The sequence below is a fragment of the Aureibaculum marinum genome (genome assembly GCF_003813905.1).
In the GTDB taxonomy this organism is placed as follows: Bacteria; Bacteroidota; Bacteroidia; order Flavobacteriales; family Flavobacteriaceae; genus Aureibaculum; species Aureibaculum marinum.
The window spans coordinates 36,823-54,353 of record NZ_RPFJ01000016.1; the positions used below are offsets into that span (position 1 = coordinate 36,823).

A 17,531-nucleotide genomic window follows, 5' to 3' on the forward strand; every position below is an offset into this window, starting at 1 on the left:
TTTATATACGTTCAGCCAAATCAATAGCTCGGGTTAATGCACCTAATTTGTTATATACTTCTTGCAATTCATTTTCAGGGTTTGATTTTGAAACCAATCCTGCTCCTGCTTGCCAGTGTAATTGATGATTTTTACTTAAAAAAGTGCGAATCATAATAGCATGATTAAAATTACCTTCAAAGTCCATAAAGCCAATTGCACCTCCGTAAAAAGCTCTGCTTGTTTTTTCGTATTGTTCAATTAGCTGCATTGCTCTATGCTTTGGGGCTCCACTAAGTGTACCTGCCGGAAAAGTGTCAGCCACAACTTGCATAGTAGAAGTGTTTTCATGTTTTTTTCCAGTTACTTTACTCACCAAATGTATTACATGTGAGAAAAACTGAACCTCTCTATAGGTTTCAACTTTTACTTGACTACCATGTCTACTTAAATCATTTCTTGCCAAATCTACCAACATTACATGCTCTGCATTTTCTTTTTCATCTTGAGATAATTTTTTTGCTAAAATAGCATCTTGTTCATCATTACCAGTCCGTTTAAAAGTACCTGCTATAGGATGAATTTCTGCAATTCCGCTTTTAACCACCAATTGTGCTTCTGGCGAACTTCCAAATATTTTAAAATCACCATAATCAAAATAGAAAAGATAAGGAGAAGGGTTTATACTTCGCAATGTTCTATATACATTAAACTCATCTCCTTTAAAAGATTGTTTAAATTTTTTGGATAATACCAACTGAAAAACGTCTCCTCTAGCACAATGTTTTTTAGCAATTTTTACATGCTCTTTGTATTCATTATCCGTTAAATTTGAACTTATTTCACCATCTTTAGTAAACTTATATGTTGTAAAATTTTGAGCTTTTACCAATTGATGTATATCTTCAATATTGCTCTTAGTATTATAATCATGAGCGAAGATATAAGCCTGATTTTTAAAATGATTTATAGCTATAATATTTTGATAAACGGCATAATAAATGTCTGGAATTTCTATAGAATTCTCTTTTTTTGAAATTTCAACATCTTCAAAATAACGTACTGCATCATAAGCTGTATAACCAAAAATTCCGTTATGAATAAATTTTAAATTTTCATCTTTATTCACATCAAAACGTTGCGAAAATTTATGAATTTCAGCTGGAACGTCTACAGAATCGGTAATAGCTATTTCTTCACTACTTCCATCTGGAAAGGTTTGAAATATTTTTTCATTTTCAACTTTTATTGTAGCTATAGGATTAAAACAGATGTATGAAAAACTATTGTCATTACCGTGATAGTCACTACTTTCTAATAATATACTATTAGGAAAACGATCTCGAATTTTTAAATATACACTTACAGGCGTAATGGTGTCTGCAATTATTTTTTTTGAAGTTGTATTTAGTTTAAATTTCATGTGTTCATTTTTAATAGCACTTTAGCAGTTCCATGCTCATTTTTTATTTATTTGATAAAAAAAAAGCTTGTCGTGAATGACAAGCCTTGTTATTTTTAATTTAAATATACAATAGGTTTAATTCACGAATTTGAGTTTCGAGAATTCCACCACCAAGTATTATTTAAAATTGTGTTCATAATTAATTTGTTGAGACAAATGTAGTAAAATATTTATAAAATCAAAAAAATATTAAAGCAATGATACTTCTTTCCATACAGTACCATTATGAAAAAATAATTTTCCACTTGTATTTACATATAAATCTCCAAGATCTCCAGCCGGAGCTGTTGCTTGAGGTTCTAAACGCATAACACCATTAATATGTACTTTTTGTTGTGGATCAATTCCAATTCCAAGATTTCCTTCAAAATAAGAATCTGCATCAGAGTGTGAATAGATGGAATAATTATCTCCTATACCTTGATTAAATTCATCATCTATATAAAGAGCAATTGAATTACTAACAGTTCCAGTACCTGAATATTTTATATATTCACCATATACATAATCAATTATTCCATTATTTGTAATATTAATATTTGAACCAACTGCAGCAACCATACTTCCGCCTGATGCATTACTAATTTCAGGTCGAATAGCATCGGCATAAGTAATACTCCCTGTACTTTCATTTACTATTGAACTTCTAGTACCCATACCATAAAAAATTGTACCAGTTCCTCTATTTTCTACTTGATTTATTGAAGCAAAAGTAGAAATACTAGTACCAGTTCCTTCATAAATGCCTTGTACATTAACCACATTATTAGCCGCATCTGTCGATTTTATACCTACTACCGATAATTTATGATTTGCGGTAGGATTATCTATTCCTATACCAACAGTTCCTTCATAATAAGCAATAGCAGGTGTATCTCCATCTACAAACTTACCTGCACCACCAGAACCTTTAGCCCAAGCCGTACCATCAAAGTTCCAGATTGACTTTGTATCTGTATCATAAACCAATAAACCCAAAGCTGGAGATGCAATTGCTGTGCGTTGTGCTGATGTCATTCTTGGAATTAATAGTCCTTTTTCTGTAGATTGAACTTCTAATGCCGATGAAGCATCTGGAGTTGTAGTACCAATGCCAACTTGTGCAAAACCTGCAATTGAGAATAGCATGGTAAAAATGATAAGTAATACTTTATTCATAGCGTAATAATTTTATTTGATTAATATTTTTTTAGTTCCTTTTTTACCTTCATGTTCAAATTTTAAAAGGTAAAGTCCACTGTTTAAATTTGGTTTAGTTATAGCTCCACGATTATTAGAAACTGAAATATTTTTTTGATGACTTATTTTTCTACCTAAAAAGTCAAAAATTGCAACCTCCAAATTATCTAAATTTTCAGATACGAAATATATATTTTCAGCATCTCTATCTATTGGATTAGAAATAATACGAATTTCATTATTTAAAAATAAGTCATCTAAACCAAGTACAACTTGATGATCAATTCCAAATGTATACTCAGAAAAACCACTTAAAACAACTTCATTAGAACTATCTGTTGTAACTGTTCCATTAGACAAATCTCCAGTAACTGAATTTGTTTGTGTAGCACTTACTAAATTCCAAGTACCTCCATTTAATCCAACCACAGCTACTGAATTTAATGAACCTCCATTATCATTAACTAAAGAAGTAATATCACTTGCAGGAATCCATGGTAAAGTAACAATACCTTGCCCATTTAATGTCCAATATTCTTCCTCAGAAACAGCATCTACGTTAGCACCATAGGTTCCACTCGTAGGCACAGAGTTAAAGTATTGTGCTTCAGAATTTATAGAATGATTAATAAATACAGGAGCATACACACCATTATTACCAACCGGGAGTTTGGTTTCACCAGAACCATAAGTATAAACTTTACCATTAACATATTCTTGAGCATTACCCCAGAGCGAACCTGCTTCAACAGAAAATTTACCAGTAGCTCCTAAGGTAACTATAGTATTAGAAGTGGTAAAATCCATTTCTTTTTTAAGGTAGAATTCTGCATCAGATCCAACATAAAGTTCTTGAGCAAAACTAGCAACACCTAAAAGAAAAAGAATTAAAACGATGTAATTTTTTTTCATAGACAATTATTTTTTACAAAAATATAAAAATATAACCAATTGAATTTCAAATTAAAAAAAAACAGATCATTAACATTTCTGTTATCCGGTCAAAAACCTATAAATAAAAACTTCCCATTTTTCTAATTATAAACTTTGAAAATCTAAAGCTTAAATGTAAAATAGAAATGCAAAAATAATACCTCTTGAAATAGTTTAAACTTCAATTTTCCACACCAACATAAATTTTATAAAATCTATATTCTATTGTTTTGTCTATATTTACACTATTGTTACTTAAGTTTCCTATCCTTTTATGATTCTAATTTTACTCTCATATGTTTTTACGCTTTACATCTTGTTGGGAAATGGAATAATTTTCTCCAAATGGATAAGATTAGAAAATTACAACCTAATATACACTTTTATTACAGGACTCTTCTTTCAGTTAATAACAGCAAGCTTTTATGCTATTTTTTATCCGTTAGATGCATACTTTTTTTTGATAAATATCATTTTATCAACTTTATTTATCACTTTTAATTTTTCTACAGTAAAAAAAACAATCTACAAGACAACAAATACATTTTTCAATTTTTCAAAAAGTAGTAAAATTCTGTTTTTATCAATTATAATAACCTCATTACTTTACTCATCTTCATTGCCTTTTCTAGTTGATAATGAAACCTATTACATACAGACAATAAAGTGGCTAAACAACTACGGTTTAGTTAAAGGGCTAGCTAATTTACATTTGTTTTTAGGACAAACTTCAGGATGGCATATATTACAAAGTAGTTTTAATTTTAGTTTTATTGCATCAAACTTTAATGATTTAAATGGCTTATTCATAATTATTACAACTTATTTTTGTTTAGAAAAATGGGAAATTTATAAATCAAAAAGAAATAAAAATGATTTACTTATTGCACTTATTACCAGCACACTAATTTTTCTTTTTCTTTTTATTGCTTCGCCTTCACCCGATCTTCCAATTATTATAATTATACCAATTATTATACACTTATTTATTGAGTCTTTTCAAAACAGAAAAAGTGATTACCTAAACCTAATTACTGTATTAACTTTGTTAGCCATCTTAATTAAAGTTACAGTTGCACCAATTTTGGTACTCCTTTTATTTGTACTTGTAAAAACTAAAGATTTTAAAAAATGGAGATTTGCTATAATTTTATCAGCGATATCTTTATTTAGTTTTAACATTAAAAATATAATTATTACTGGGTATCCACTGTACCCACTTGCGATAGGAAATGAACTAATTAATGTAGATTGGAAATTAAACTTCAATTTACAACAAGTCAGTTATCAATGGGGTTCTATGGATGCTTGGCAAATGTCTAATTGGAAAGAATTTCTTAGCCTTAACCCTTTTAATAAGTTTTGGATTTGGCTTAATTTACCTGGACTTGACGGACTTTTAAATAAAATAATTGTTGTTTTTATGCTTGTATTTCCTTTTTTCAACTTTAAGAAGAAAGAAATGAGATACCTCTATATTTATTTTCTTATACAATGTATTGCCTTATATATCACTTCTCCTCAGTATAGATTTTTTTTACCTGTTTTATTATCAATAGGCTTAATTATATTAGCACATTTACTACACCACAGATTACTTACAATAAAAATATTATTTGCATTAAATATAGTAATACTAATAACCTTAGGCGTATTCGGATTGAATTTCATTGGTATTATGAACAATGGCATAATGAGCAAAAAGTACCCAATAACAAGTTCTCAATTAATTTCACCAAGAGCCATAACTCAATTTGAAAATTTAGAGTTTACAAAATACCAGTTACAAAATTTAACTTACTTTTCACCATCAAAAGATTCTGTATTCTTTTGGCAAACATCTGACGGTCCACTGCCCTGTGCAAATAAAAAAATGATTCAATATTTTTCAACATATTATAATCATATCCCTCAAATGAGAACCAAAAACATTAAAGATGGTTTTTTATCTTCTAAACCTAAGAACCACAAACCTTAATTATAAAAACTACTTTAATCTCAATTTGAAATAAATTAAAATAAAAGATAGAACAGCCGTAATACTGTTTGTGAGCATCATAGCTATACTATTTACATAAATACCATAAATAAGCCACAAAATAATACCTATAAAAAACACAATTAACATAGTTAATGAAAGACTATCTGTTGATTTACTTTTATAAGTCTTATAGACTTGTGGCACAAAAGACGCTGTTGTTAAACCACCAGCTACAAGGCCTACAATTTCAATTGAATTTATCATATAGTCTGCTAATGTACGCTTTCTAAAATATCTTTATATATAACTTCTCCATAAGCAATATTAAGTCCTTTTTGCAAACCTTTATTTTCTTCACAAGCTTTTTCCCAACCTTTATTAGCTATATTAATTACATAGGGCAATGTAACATTGGTAAGAGCAATAGTTGAAGTATATGGTACAGCTCCGGGCATATTAGCAACACAATAATGTACTATATCATCTATAATAAAAGTAGGATTTTCATGAGTAGTTGGTTTTGTAGTTTCCATACAACCACCTTGATCAACAGCCACATCAACCAAAACGGTACCAGGATGCATTTCTTTTAACATGCTTTTGGTTATTAATTTGGGAGCTTTAGCTCCTTTTATTAAAACACCTCCAATAATTAAATCATGTGTCTTTATATGTTTTCTAACATTATATTCATTTGAAAACTCTGTTACTACATGGCTAGGCATAACATCGTTAACATATCTTAAACGATCCATATTTACATCCATAATGGTTACGTGAGCTCCTAATCCAGCAGCCATTTTTGCTGCCTGAACACCAACAACACCAGCTCCTAAAATTAATACTTTTCCAGGTTGCACACCTGGCACACCACCCAATAGAATTCCTTTTCCTTTAATAGGTTTTTCTAAATATTTTGCACCTTGTTGCACTGCCATTCTTCCTGCAACTTCAGACATTGGTGTTAATAATGGAAGGGTTCCGTTTTTATCTTCAACCGTTTCATAAGCAATACAAATACTTTTACTATCAATCATTGCATCTGTAAGCGGTTTACTAGAAGCAAAATGAAAATAAGTAAACACAATTTGCCCCTCCTTAATTAAACCATACTCTTGTTCAATTGGTTCTTTCACCTTAACAATCATATCCGCTTTGTCATAAACTTCTTCAATAGAATCTAAAATAGTAGCCCCTGCTTCTATATAGTCATTATCAGTAAAACCACTATTAAATCCTGCATTTTTTTGAACAAAAACCGTATGTTTATTCTTTACTAGTTCAAAAACTCCGGCTGGAGTAATTGCAACCCTATTCTCATTATTTTTAATTTCTTTTGGTAATCCGATTATCATAACTTAATTTTTTTTGCAAAAGTCGTTATAAAAATAATATTATAAAAAAATAACCCCTAAAAATTTAGGGGTTATTTTTTTAATTTAAACATATAAACTAAAAATACCCTTATAAAAATAGGGTGTATTTAGATTTGAAATTGTTTAACCAACAATATTTACAATTTTTCCTGGTACAATAATTACCTTTTTAGGTGTTCTTCCAGCTAATTGAGCTTTTGTTTTTTCATGAGCCATTACTGCAGCTTCTATCTCATCTTTAGATAAGTCTAAAGACAACTCCATAGTAAAACGCATTTTACCATTAAATGAAATAGGGTACGTTTTGGTACTTTCTACCAAATATTTCTCTTCAAACTTAGGAAAAGGAGCTGAAGAAATAGACTCGTTATATCCCAATTTACTCCACAATTCTTCTGCAATATGTGGAGCGTATGGAGAAATTAAAATAATTAAAGGTTCTAAAACAGCTCTACTAGTACATTTTTGCGAGGTTAACTCATTTACTGCAATCATAAAAGTAGAAACTGAAGTATTAAATGAGAAATTCTCAATATCTTCTTCTACTTTTTTAATAGTTTTATGTAGAGTTTTAAATGACTCAGCAGCAGGTTCATTTTCAGAAACTAAAAATGCCCCATCTTTACCGGTATGGTACAATTTCCACAACTTCTTTAAAAACCCATGTACACCAGTAATACCTGCAGTATTCCATGGTTTAGATTGTTCTAATGGACCTAAAAACATTTCGTACAGGCGTAAACTGTCCGCTCCGTATTGCTCACAAATGGCATCGGGATTTACCACATTGTATTTGGACTTAGACATTTTTTCGACTTCGCGACCGACAATGTATTTACCGTCTTCTAAAAGCAATTTAGAATTCTTATATTCAATTCTGGCTTTTTTGAAAGCTTTTACATCTAATTCGTCAGAGGAATTTACAAGGGAAACATCAACATGAATTGGACTAATTGCTAAATTATTTGAACGTGAAATTGTTCCTATACCTTCACTCTCGAAAATTTTATATTCTTTTTCAAGTTCTGAAATTTTCTTATCTATTTGTCTCAAAAAAGAATTATCAGAATTCTGATAGTTTGCATAGAATCTCCCTATGTTTTCAAAAATTGATTTGGACACATAAATGTCAGGAAGTTCAGATTTTCTAGGTAATTTTTTTACTTTTTCAGGGTTGTTTTCACCCCAAACACTTCTCGTATAAAACCATTCAACCCTATAAACAAACGCACTCGTTCCCAAAATCATCCCTTGATTAATAAGCTTTTTAGCAAATTCATCTTGAGGCACCAACCCTTTATCAAACATAAATTTTTGCCAAAAACGACTGTATAATAAATGTCCTGTTGCATGTTCACTACCACCAATATATAAATCGACATCTTGCCAATAATTAATCGCTTCTTGCGAGAAGATTTCATTCGCATTATTAGGATCCATATAACGGTTAAAATACTGTGAGCTCCCTGCCCAACCTGGCATGGTATTTAACTCAAGCGGAAAAACAGTTGTATTGTTTATTTTATCATTACTAACAACTTGGTTAGTTTCTGTACACCAAGCCCAAACTTCTGCATTACCCAATGGTGGTTTACCATCTTCGGTTGGTAAATATTTCTCCACTTCTGGTAACTTTATTGGCAAATACTTTTCGTCAATCATTTGCGGCAAACCATCTACATAATAGACTGGAAAAGGTTCCCCCCAATAGCGTTGACGACTAAAAACAGCATCACGCATTCTATAGTTAACCTTCTTATATCCGAAACCACGTTTTTCCATCTCATAAATAACAGTTTTCATTGCTTTTTTATAAGACAATCCATTAAGAAAATCAGAATTGGTAATTACTGTATTTTCCTTATCAGTAAAGGCTTCTTTAGATATATCAACTCCTTCAAAAATATTAGGAATTGGAATATTAAAATGCTTTGCAAAATTATAATCACGTTGGTCACCACAAGGAACAGACATTACTGCACCTGTACCATACCCTGCCAACACATAATCTCCAATCCAAATTGGAATAGGCTCTTTGGTAAAAGGATGTTCTGCATAAGCTCCTGTAAAAGCACCAGAAATGGTTTTTACATCAGCCATTCTATCTAATTCACTACGCTTTGCAGTAGCTTTTACATATGCTTCAACTTCTTCTTTCTGAGCTTCAGTTGTTATTTTAGACACCAATTCATGCTCTGGTGCTAAGGTCATAAAACTTACCCCAAAAATAGTATCAGGACGCGTTGTAAACACATTTATTTTTGGAAGATTTCCTCCATCAATAACAGCGAAAGACACCATTGCTCCTTCTGACCTACCTATCCAATTCGTTTGCGAATCTTTTAGCGGTTGAGGCCAGTCTAATTTATCTAAACCATCCAACAATCGCTGAGCATACGCAGAAATTCGCATACTCCATTGCTTCATTTTTTTACGTTCTACAGGATGACCTCCACGTTCTGAAACACCATTTACAATTTCGTCATTCGCCAAAACAGTACCCAATGCAGGACACCAATTTACTTCCGTTTCAGACAAAAATGTTAAACGGTATTGTAATAGTATTTTTTGTTGTTTTTCATCAGAAAAAGCATTCCACTGTTCAGCAGAAAATTGTTCAACATCGTCATCAGCCTCTGCATTTACATTTATATTTCCTTCTTTTTCAAATATTGCAATTAAACTAGAAATATCTTCCGCTTTGTCAGTATCTTTATTATACCAAGAATTAAACAATTGAATAAAAATCCACTGTGTCCATTTATAATAACTAGGATCAGAGGTACGCACTTCTCTAGACCAATCAAAAGAAAAACCAATCTTATCTAGCTGTCTCCTATATGTTTTAATATTTTCTGCTGTGGTTACTGCAGGATGCTGACCAGTTTGTATCGCATATTGCTCAGCGGGTAGCCCAAAACTATCATAACCTTGCGGATGCATTACATTAAACCCTTTATGCCTTTTATATCTCGCATAAATATCAGAAGCAATATAACCTAATGGATGCCCAACATGCAACCCAGCCCCACTAGGGTAAGGAAACATATCTAACACATAATATTTGGGTTTTTCAGCTCCTTCCTCACCAGGATTAGCAGCTTTAAACGTTTGATTTTCTGCCCAATATTTTTGCCATTTGGCTTCTATTTCATTAAAATGGTAACTCATTCTAGTTAATTTTTTCGAGCTGCAAAGTTACATTTAAAGTGTCAAAGCGAAAAAAAAATGATTGGTAACTTAATTTTCGTACTTTTAAGCCACAAAACATTATCATTATGAAAAATTTCTACATCATATTATGTTCATTTTTAGCACTTTCAAGTTGTAAAAAACTAGAAAAAGCAGACCTCATTTTATTCAATGCTAATATTTACACCGTAAATGATTCTTTGCCCAAAGCAGAAGCCATTGCTATTAAAGATGGTAAATTTATAGCTGTAGGTACAACAACTGAACTCTTAAAAAAATATGAAGCCAGTAATAATATTGATGTAGAAGGCAAAACAATTTTACCTGGATTAATTGATGCACATTGCCATTTTTTTGGGTTGGGACAGTCGGAACAAGCTGTAAAGTTAGAAGGAACTAAAAGTTTTGAGGAAGTAGTTCAACGTATTGTCGATTTTCAAAAGGAGAAAAATGTCAGTTATATTGTAGGTCGCGGTTGGGATCAAAACGATTGGGATGTAAAAGAATTTCCGACAAAAGAAAAACTGGACGAATTATTTCCTAATACACCCGTAGTAATTTCTAGAATTGACGGTCATGCATTATTGGCAAATCAAGCCGCAATAGATTTAGCTGGCGTTACTACAGAAACGCCTTTTTCTGGTGGTGATATTCTTAAAAAGAATGGAAAACTTACGGGAATTTTTATAGACAATCCTATGGATTTAATTTACGCTAAAATTCCAAGTAAAAGTTTAAACGAGGTTATTCAAGCATTAAAAGATGCAGAAAAAATTTGTTTAGCTCACGGACTAACCACGGTAAATGACGCAGGGTTACCAAGAGAAGCTATTGAACTCATTGATAGTTTACAAAAAATAGGAGAATTAAAAATTCGTGTGTATGCCATGGCTTCAGCCTATCCTGAAAATTTAGATTATTACCTAACTAAGGGAATCTATAAAACAGACCGATTAAATGTACGCTCTTTTAAAGTTTATGGAGATGGTGCTTTAGGCTCTCGAGGAGCAGCCATGAGAGCACCATATAGTGACCAACCAGGACATTTTGGTGCTTTAGTTACTACTCCTGAAAATTTAAAAGAAATAGCAACACGTATTGCCAATTCTGATTTTCAAATGAATACTCATGCCATAGGAGATTCAGCAAATCACTTTCTATTAAAAACATATAAAGAAGTATTAAAAGATAAAAAAGATAGACGCTGGAAAATTGAACATGCTCAGATTATTTCACCAAATGATTTTGAAATGTTTAACAACATTTTTCCTTCTGTACAACCCACTCATGCTACCTCAGATATGTATTGGGCAAAAGATCGTATCGGCAACGAACGTATTAAAGGAGCTTATGCTTATAAAAAGTTACTAAATCAATATGGCAAAATTGCTTTAGGAACAGACTTTCCGGTTGAACAAGTAAATCCAATGCATACATTTTATGCATCAACAGCAAGAAAAGATTTAGATAATTATCCTAAAAATGGATTTCAAATGGAAAATGCTCTTTCACGTGAAGAAACTTTAAAAGGGATGACCATCTGGCCTGCCTATTCAAATTTTGAAGAAAATGAAAAAGGCAGTATTGAAGAAGGTAAAATGGCAGATTTTATAATACTCGACCAAAACATTATGGAAATTCCTTTAGAGAAAGTTCCTAAAACAAAAGTATTAGAAACCTATATAAATGGAGAACCTTTAAAGTAACACTAGTAAATTAATTTAAAACAATAGCTGGCTCTTTTTCAAACTTTAAAGGAATATTTACCCTAACAGTATCCCAACCCAATATCATTTTAGCATAACCATTTTTCTCCTTAAAAGAAATGGTAAAAGCCTCTAAAGGCTCTGCTTTTGTAACTGGGACAGTAATTTCTGCAACATCAAACATTGCATTATATTGAAACGCTCCCCAAACATCTGTTTGCGAATTTAAAATAACCTTCCAAGACTCTTTATTTGGTATTGTAACGAGCACATATGTTCCAGCTTTTACTTTAGTATCACCAAACTGTACATTTTTATAAAACCGCACTTCAGTAGCTTCATTAGCCCCTGTTCTCCACAATTTATTATAAGGCACAAGATTGCCAAACACCTCTACATCTTTTTTTTGAGGTCTACCATAAAGCACTTTTACCAGCGGAGGCATCACTTTACTCTCTCTATAATAAGATATATCATGCGGAACTTCATCTAATGCTACAAAACCTTGAGCCTTAGTTTCAGAAATAAAAAAAAGTAATAAAAAGAGGGAGATTACAGTTGAAATGTAATGTTTTAGCATATAAATATTAAGTTTAGTTATTTAAACTAACGTAATTTACCTTCCCTTTATTATTTAAAATTGAAATAATGCCTATCATAATTATTTTAGAATAGTTACAATTTGTTTTTAATATAATATTTTAAATGCTAATATGTAAGCATATTGTTACTATTGATTTACATAATGAAATAAAAAGTAAACTTTTGCATTGTTAAAATTAGAAAAACAAAATTATGTGTGGAATTGTATGTGCTTTTGATTTAAAGCAAAAATCCGAAGATTTAAGACCTCAATTATTAGAAATGTCTCAAAAGGTTCGTCATCGTGGACCAGACTGGAGTGGTATCTATTGCAATGACAATGCTATTTTAGCTCATGAGCGTTTGGCTATTGTTGACCCTGCTTCAGGAAAACAGCCTTTATTTAGTGAGGATAAAAAATTAATTTTAGCTGCAAATGGCGAAATTTACAACCATCGTAAATTACGCAAACAATTTGAAGGTACTTATAATTTTCAAACAGAATCTGATTGTGAAGTTATTTTAGCACTATATCAAAAAAAGGGAGCTGATTTTATAGACGAAATGAATGGGATTTTTGGTTTTGCTATTTATGACGCAGAAAATGATGAGTATTTTATTGCACGAGATCACATGGGGATAATTCCTTTATATATAGGTTGGGACGAAAATGGTACTTTTTATGTTGCTTCTGAATTAAAAGCATTAGAAGGTGTTTGTACAAAAATTCAACTATTTCCTCCTGGACACTACATGTCTAGTAAAGACGGTGAGTTTGTACAATGGTATAAAAGAGATTGGACAGAATATGAAGCTGTAAAAGACAACGAAACTTCTATAAAAGAAATAAAAGAGGCTTTAGAAGCCGCTGTTCACCGTCAATTAATGAGTGATGTACCTTATGGAGTTTTACTTTCTGGAGGCTTAGATTCTTCTGTAACATCTGCTATTGCTCAAAAATATGCCGAAAAACGAATAGAATCAGGCGATACTGAAAAAGCATGGTGGCCACAAATGCACTCTTTCTCTGTAGGATTAGAAGGCTCTCCAGATTTAGCCGCTGCACGAAACGTAGCTGACCACATTGGCACAATTCATCACGAAATACAATTTACAATTCAAGAAGGTTTAGATGCTATTCGTGATGTTATTTATAAACTAGAAACTTATGACATTACTACAATTAGAGCTTCTACGCCAATGTATTTAATGGCTAGGGTTATTAAATCTATGGGTATAAAAATGGTATTATCAGGAGAAGGTGCCGATGAACTTTTTGGCGGATATCTATATTTTCACAAAGCACCCAACGCTAAAGAATTCCATGAAGAGACCGTTCGTAAATTAAGTAAATTACATATGTACGATTGCTTGCGTGCCAACAAAAGTTTAGCCGCGTGGGGTATTGAAGGACGAGTTCCATTTTTAGATAAAGAATTTATGGATGTAGCAATGCGTATTAACCCAAAAGACAAAATGATAAATGGAGAACGTATGGAAAAATGGGTAGTAAGAAAAGCATTTGAAGACATGTTGCCAGAAAGCGTTGCATGGCGTCAGAAAGAACAATTTTCTGACGGAGTTGGTTACAGCTGGATAGACACACTAAAGGAAATAGTAAATGAAAAAGTATCTGACGAACAGCTTGCCAATGCTAAATATAAATTTCCTATTCAAACCCCAACAAGTAAAGAAGAATTTTATTACCGTTCTATCTTTGCAGAACATTTTCCAAGTGATGCCGCCGCATTAAGTGTACCGCAAGAAGCTTCTGTTGCCTGTAGCACTCAAATTGCCTTAGAATGGGATGCTAGTTTTAAAAATATGAATGACCCTTCAGGAAGAGCTGTAGCAAAAGTACACGCTGATGCTTATGTAAAATAAAAAAATATTTTTTTTAAATTATAAAACTCTGCTTTCGGCAGAGTTTTTGTTTTTTACATATCTTTGATACAAACAAAATGAAAAGAATGAAAAAGTTACCCTTAATTGCCATTTTAGTTATTATGGTATTATCACCAATCAATCTATTAGCTCAAGACAAACTCAAAGGCAATAAAATAGTAACAACCGAAAATAGATATGTTGATGAATTTTCAAAAATTGAAACTAATGATAAAATTGAGGTTGTTATTACTCAAGGCATGGAACAATCTGTAACTGTAGAAACCGATGAAAACTTGCACATTGCCGTTTTTACAGAAGTTAGAGATAGCACGCTTATTATTGATTTGACAAAAAGAATAGTTAGAAAAAAAGAACTTAGAGTATTAATAACAATAGACCAATTTATTAATGAAATAACTACTAAAGATAAATCAGAAATTATCTCTTCTGGTACGTTAAAGTTTGATCATCTAACAATTAATGCTGAAGATGATTCAAAAATGACCTTAGATTTTCAAGCCTCTAAACTTGTACTAAATAACAATGAAAGTGCCAACATTAAATTAACAGTTAATGCTGATAATATTTTTATAAATGCTGACAATTCCGGTAAAGCAAAAATTGACCTTTCTTGTGACCATATTGAAGCTATGATTCGAGGTAATTCTACGACAGAAGTTAATGGAAGTTGCTCAGAATTATATGTAAACGCCGAAAATAAAAGTGATTTTAAAGGGGCTAGCTTAGATAGCAATGAGGCTATTGTAGACGCTGCTGATAATGCAGATGTTACCATAAACGCAAAAAAAGAATTAATTATTTCAGCAATAGACAATTCTGAAATTCAAATTTATAACAACCCAACAATTACTGTAGAAAAATTTACAGACAAAGCCATTTTAAGAAAAAAATAAGAAAACAAATTGTATTGATTATCTAAATAGTTACATTTTTGTAGATAAAATACTGAATAACTCTAAATTTAAACTTATGAAAATACTAATAGTTGAAGATGAAATTGAATTGTTAGATTCAATGGCAAGCTATCTTAAAAATGAAGATTTTATTTGTGAAAAAGCATCCTCTTTTTTTGATGCTGAAGATAAAATAATAAGTTTTAAATATGACATTATAATTTTAGACATAACATTACCTGATGGTAGTGGTATAGACTTACTAAAATTAGTTAAAGAACAATCTGCAAAAACTGGAGTTTTAATTGTTTCTGCCAAAAACTCATTAGATGACAAACTAAAAGGATTAGACTTAGGTGCTGATGATTATATTACCAAACCTTTTCATTTGGCCGAATTAAACTCAAGAATTAATTCACTAATTAGACGTAGAAACTTTGATGGCGATGAATTTATTGTATTTAACGAAATACGCGTTGATCCTAGTTCAAAAGAAGTTACTGTTCACGGAAAACCCATTGAATTAACTAAAAAAGAATACAACTTACTTCTCTATTTTATCACCAATAAAAACAAAGTACTGACTAAAGAATCCATAGCAGAACACCTTTGGGGAGATGATATTGAAATGGCAGATAGCTATGATTTTATTTATACGCATATGGGTAATTTACGCAAAAAAATAAACAAATTAGGAGGTAATAATTACCTACAAACCATGTATGGTCTTGGGTATAAATTTACTGACACACTAAAGTAAACGTATCAAAATTTCCTATTTTAACAACTAAAATTAACCGATGAAATTAATAGAAAGAACGAGTAGAACCTATCTTTGGCTATCTATTGTTATATTCCTAATTTCTGCCGGTATGCTCATTTTTGTTCTAACAGCTGTAATGAACAATAGGCTAGACGAACAATTACGCTATAATAAAGAAGTTTTAGCAAAAACAATTAAATACGATTATCCGCTAACCATATTTGATCCTCCTGCAGAACTCAACGAATCAGAACAAAAAAAATACCCTAATGATACCGTTATATTTAAGGATACTCTAATTCTCAGAGCAATTGAAGGCGAAGGTGTTGATGAGTTTGAAAAATACAGACAATTAACTGCATATGAAACACTTCATGATAAAAGATGGAAAATCGTAGTTAGAAACTCTTTAGTAAGAAACCAAGATTTTATCTGGGTAATTGTACTATCTTCATTTATAATAATTATTCTATTGTTAATTGGGCTATGGATTTTAAACACTAAAATTTCTAAAAAAATATGGTACCCTTTTTACACTAATTTAGATAAATTGAAAAATTTTTCTGTTCAAGATAAAAACCCTATCGAGTTAGAAAGCTCTAATATTGATGAATTTAAAGAACTAAATGAATCAATACGAAACCTTACTCAAAAACTACAATCAGACTTTAGTAGCTTAAAAGAATTTTCAGAGAATGCTTCACACGAAATGCAAACACCTTTAGCTATTATGCAATCGAAAATTGAATTGTTATTACAATCTAATAACATCAATCAAAAACAATCTCATCAATTACAATCTATTTATCAAGCCGGAAAACGTTTATCAAAACTAAATAAAACGCTATTGCTATTAGCCAAAGTTGAAAATCAGCAATACAGCACAAAAGAAGAAGTTTCTTTTCATAATTTAATTGAAAAACAATTAGAAAATTACGAAGATTTTATTCTTAATAAAAACATTACGGTAACCAAAAATCTATCAGAACATATCGTTTCAACCAATGCAATTTTAGCTGACACCTTAATTTCGAACCTAATTAGTAATGCCATAAAACACAATGTTGAAAATGGTACTATTTCAATTATATACAAAGAGGATGAATTAATTTTTTCAAATACTGGAGAACCATTAATAGGAGCCCCAGAAGATCTTTTCAATAGGTTTAAAAAGCAAAGCTCAAGAAAAGACTCATTAGGATTAGGATTAGCAATTATTAAGCAAATTTGTGATGTAAATCAATGGCAACTTAATTATCATTGTATCGACAAACTACATACCTTAAGTGTTCTTTTTAACAAAAAACAAACTTCAAAAAGTAATTAACCTTCTTTGCAAAAGGCATTAAGAAAAAAAACATTCTATTATTTAAAACAGCGAAATCATAATAAAAAGTTAAAGTAATTAATATTACTTCTTCTTAAGAATATCTTTAGAATTCTCTTCTACATTTGACATAACAAAACAAATAAAACTAAATATTAATTAATTTTAAAAACACACTATTATGAAAAAATTAAGTTTAGCTGTAGCTTTCGCAGCAATGAGTTTAGTAAGTATTAATACTTATGCA

General features: G+C 31.0%; 13 protein-coding genes. 6 read left to right on the forward strand and 7 right to left on the reverse strand.

The genetic code is table 11. The features are described from left to right. Position 1: 1 nt before the first annotated feature. The 3 genes from EGM88_RS11865 to EGM88_RS11875 all read right to left on the reverse strand — a co-directional run bounded on the left by EGM88_RS11865 (position 2) and on the right by EGM88_RS11875 (position 3,535). Entirely contained in the window at positions 2-1,402 is a 1,401-nt protein-coding gene (locus tag EGM88_RS11865) for an anthranilate synthase component I family protein (RefSeq protein ID WP_123898509.1), read from the reverse strand. A 231-nt stretch (positions 1,403-1,633) separates the two neighbouring features. Beyond that, positions 1,634-2,602, reverse strand: coding sequence for a hypothetical protein (locus tag EGM88_RS15945; protein ID WP_203229460.1), 969 nt, complete (start codon positions 2,600-2,602; stop codon positions 1,634-1,636). Positions 2,603-2,614: 12 nt separating this feature from the next. Continuing rightward, positions 2,615-3,535, reverse strand: a complete 921-nt coding sequence (locus tag EGM88_RS11875) for a T9SS type A sorting domain-containing protein (protein ID WP_123898510.1) — start codon at positions 3,533-3,535, stop codon at positions 2,615-2,617. Positions 3,536-3,830: 295 nt separating this feature from the next. On the opposite strand from EGM88_RS11875, the gene EGM88_RS11880 reads away from it, so the two are divergent. Further along, positions 3,831-5,534, forward strand: a complete 1,704-nt coding sequence (locus EGM88_RS11880; protein WP_394336878.1) for an LIC_10190 family membrane protein — start codon at positions 3,831-3,833, stop codon at positions 5,532-5,534. A 9-nt stretch (positions 5,535-5,543) separates the two neighbouring features. Here the strand turns inward: EGM88_RS11880 and EGM88_RS11885 are convergent, their stop codons facing one another. The 3 genes from EGM88_RS11885 to EGM88_RS11895 all read right to left on the reverse strand — a co-directional run bounded on the left by EGM88_RS11885 (position 5,544) and on the right by EGM88_RS11895 (position 10,084). After that, entirely contained in the window at positions 5,544-5,801 is a 258-nt protein-coding gene (locus EGM88_RS11885) for a SemiSWEET family sugar transporter (RefSeq protein ID WP_203229461.1), read from the reverse strand. Between the two features lie 8 nt (positions 5,802-5,809). Continuing rightward, positions 5,810-6,892 carry an alanine dehydrogenase gene (gene ald, locus EGM88_RS11890; protein WP_123898512.1) on the reverse strand — a complete coding sequence of 361 codons (1,083 nt, stop codon included), beginning with the start codon at positions 6,890-6,892 and terminating at the stop codon, positions 5,810-5,812. A gap of 144 nt (positions 6,893-7,036) precedes the next feature. After that, entirely contained in the window at positions 7,037-10,084 is a 3,048-nt protein-coding gene (locus EGM88_RS11895; RefSeq protein ID WP_123898513.1) for a leucine--tRNA ligase, read from the reverse strand. A 107-nt stretch (positions 10,085-10,191) separates the two neighbouring features. Here EGM88_RS11895 and EGM88_RS11900 point away from each other — a divergent pair, with 107 nt between their 5' ends. After that, on the forward strand, positions 10,192-11,811 hold the full coding sequence (locus tag EGM88_RS11900) for an amidohydrolase (RefSeq protein WP_123898514.1): 1,620 nt from the start codon (positions 10,192-10,194) through the stop codon (positions 11,809-11,811). 10 nt (positions 11,812-11,821) lie between these two features. Here EGM88_RS11900 and EGM88_RS11905 read toward each other — a convergent pair whose 3' ends face one another. After that, the gene (locus EGM88_RS11905) at positions 11,822-12,391 is read right to left on the reverse strand and encodes a DUF2911 domain-containing protein (RefSeq protein WP_123898516.1); all 570 of its coding nucleotides are present in this window, start codon (positions 12,389-12,391) and stop codon (positions 11,822-11,824) included. A gap of 215 nt (positions 12,392-12,606) precedes the next feature. Between EGM88_RS11905 and asnB the strand changes: the two genes are divergently transcribed. From asnB to EGM88_RS11925, 4 genes are all read left to right on the forward strand, one after another. Next, entirely contained in the window at positions 12,607-14,277 is a 1,671-nt protein-coding gene (gene asnB / locus EGM88_RS11910) for an asparagine synthase B (RefSeq protein WP_123898518.1), read from the forward strand. Between the two features lie 86 nt (positions 14,278-14,363). Further along, complete coding sequence (locus EGM88_RS11915; RefSeq protein WP_162497576.1) at positions 14,364-15,194, forward strand: GIN domain-containing protein; 831 nt, start codon at positions 14,364-14,366, stop codon at positions 15,192-15,194. A 76-nt stretch (positions 15,195-15,270) separates the two neighbouring features. Next, the gene (locus tag EGM88_RS11920) at positions 15,271-15,954 is read left to right on the forward strand and encodes a response regulator transcription factor (RefSeq protein ID WP_123898521.1); all 684 of its coding nucleotides are present in this window, start codon (positions 15,271-15,273) and stop codon (positions 15,952-15,954) included. Positions 15,955-15,994: 40 nt separating this feature from the next. Beyond that, positions 15,995-17,284 (forward strand): sensor histidine kinase, encoded by a 1,290-nt coding sequence (locus tag EGM88_RS11925; protein ID WP_123898523.1) that lies wholly within the window; start codon positions 15,995-15,997, stop codon positions 17,282-17,284. Positions 17,285-17,531: the final 247 nt, after the last annotated feature.

Bases quoted from the DNA above. Each gene is read 5' to 3' on its own strand.
- EGM88_RS11880 (WP_394336878.1), top strand. From the start codon at position 3,831: ATGATTCTAATTTTACTCTCATATGTTTTTACGCTTTACATCTTGTTG.
- EGM88_RS11920 (WP_123898521.1), top strand. From the start codon at position 15,271: ATGAAAATACTAATAGTTGAAGATGAAATTGAATTGTTAGATTCAATG.
- ald (WP_123898512.1), bottom strand. From the start codon at position 6,892: ATGATAATCGGATTACCAAAAGAAATTAAAAATAATGAGAATAGGGTT.
- EGM88_RS11875 (WP_123898510.1), bottom strand. From the start codon at position 3,535: ATGAAAAAAAATTACATCGTTTTAATTCTTTTTCTTTTAGGTGTTGCT.
- EGM88_RS11915 (WP_162497576.1), top strand. From the start codon at position 14,364: ATGAAAAAGTTACCCTTAATTGCCATTTTAGTTATTATGGTATTATCA.
- EGM88_RS11905 (WP_123898516.1), bottom strand. From the start codon at position 12,391: ATGCTAAAACATTACATTTCAACTGTAATCTCCCTCTTTTTATTACTT.
- EGM88_RS15945 (WP_203229460.1), bottom strand. From the start codon at position 2,602: ATGAATAAAGTATTACTTATCATTTTTACCATGCTATTCTCAATTGCA.
- EGM88_RS11900 (WP_123898514.1), top strand. From the start codon at position 10,192: ATGAAAAATTTCTACATCATATTATGTTCATTTTTAGCACTTTCAAGT.
- EGM88_RS11865 (WP_123898509.1), bottom strand. From the start codon at position 1,402: ATGAAATTTAAACTAAATACAACTTCAAAAAAAATAATTGCAGACACC.
- EGM88_RS11895 (WP_123898513.1), bottom strand. From the start codon at position 10,084: ATGAGTTACCATTTTAATGAAATAGAAGCCAAATGGCAAAAATATTGG.
- asnB (WP_123898518.1), top strand. From the start codon at position 12,607: ATGTGTGGAATTGTATGTGCTTTTGATTTAAAGCAAAAATCCGAAGAT.
- EGM88_RS11885 (WP_203229461.1), bottom strand. From the start codon at position 5,801: ATGATAAATTCAATTGAAATTGTAGGCCTTGTAGCTGGTGGTTTAACA.
- EGM88_RS11925 (WP_123898523.1), top strand. From the start codon at position 15,995: ATGAAATTAATAGAAAGAACGAGTAGAACCTATCTTTGGCTATCTATT.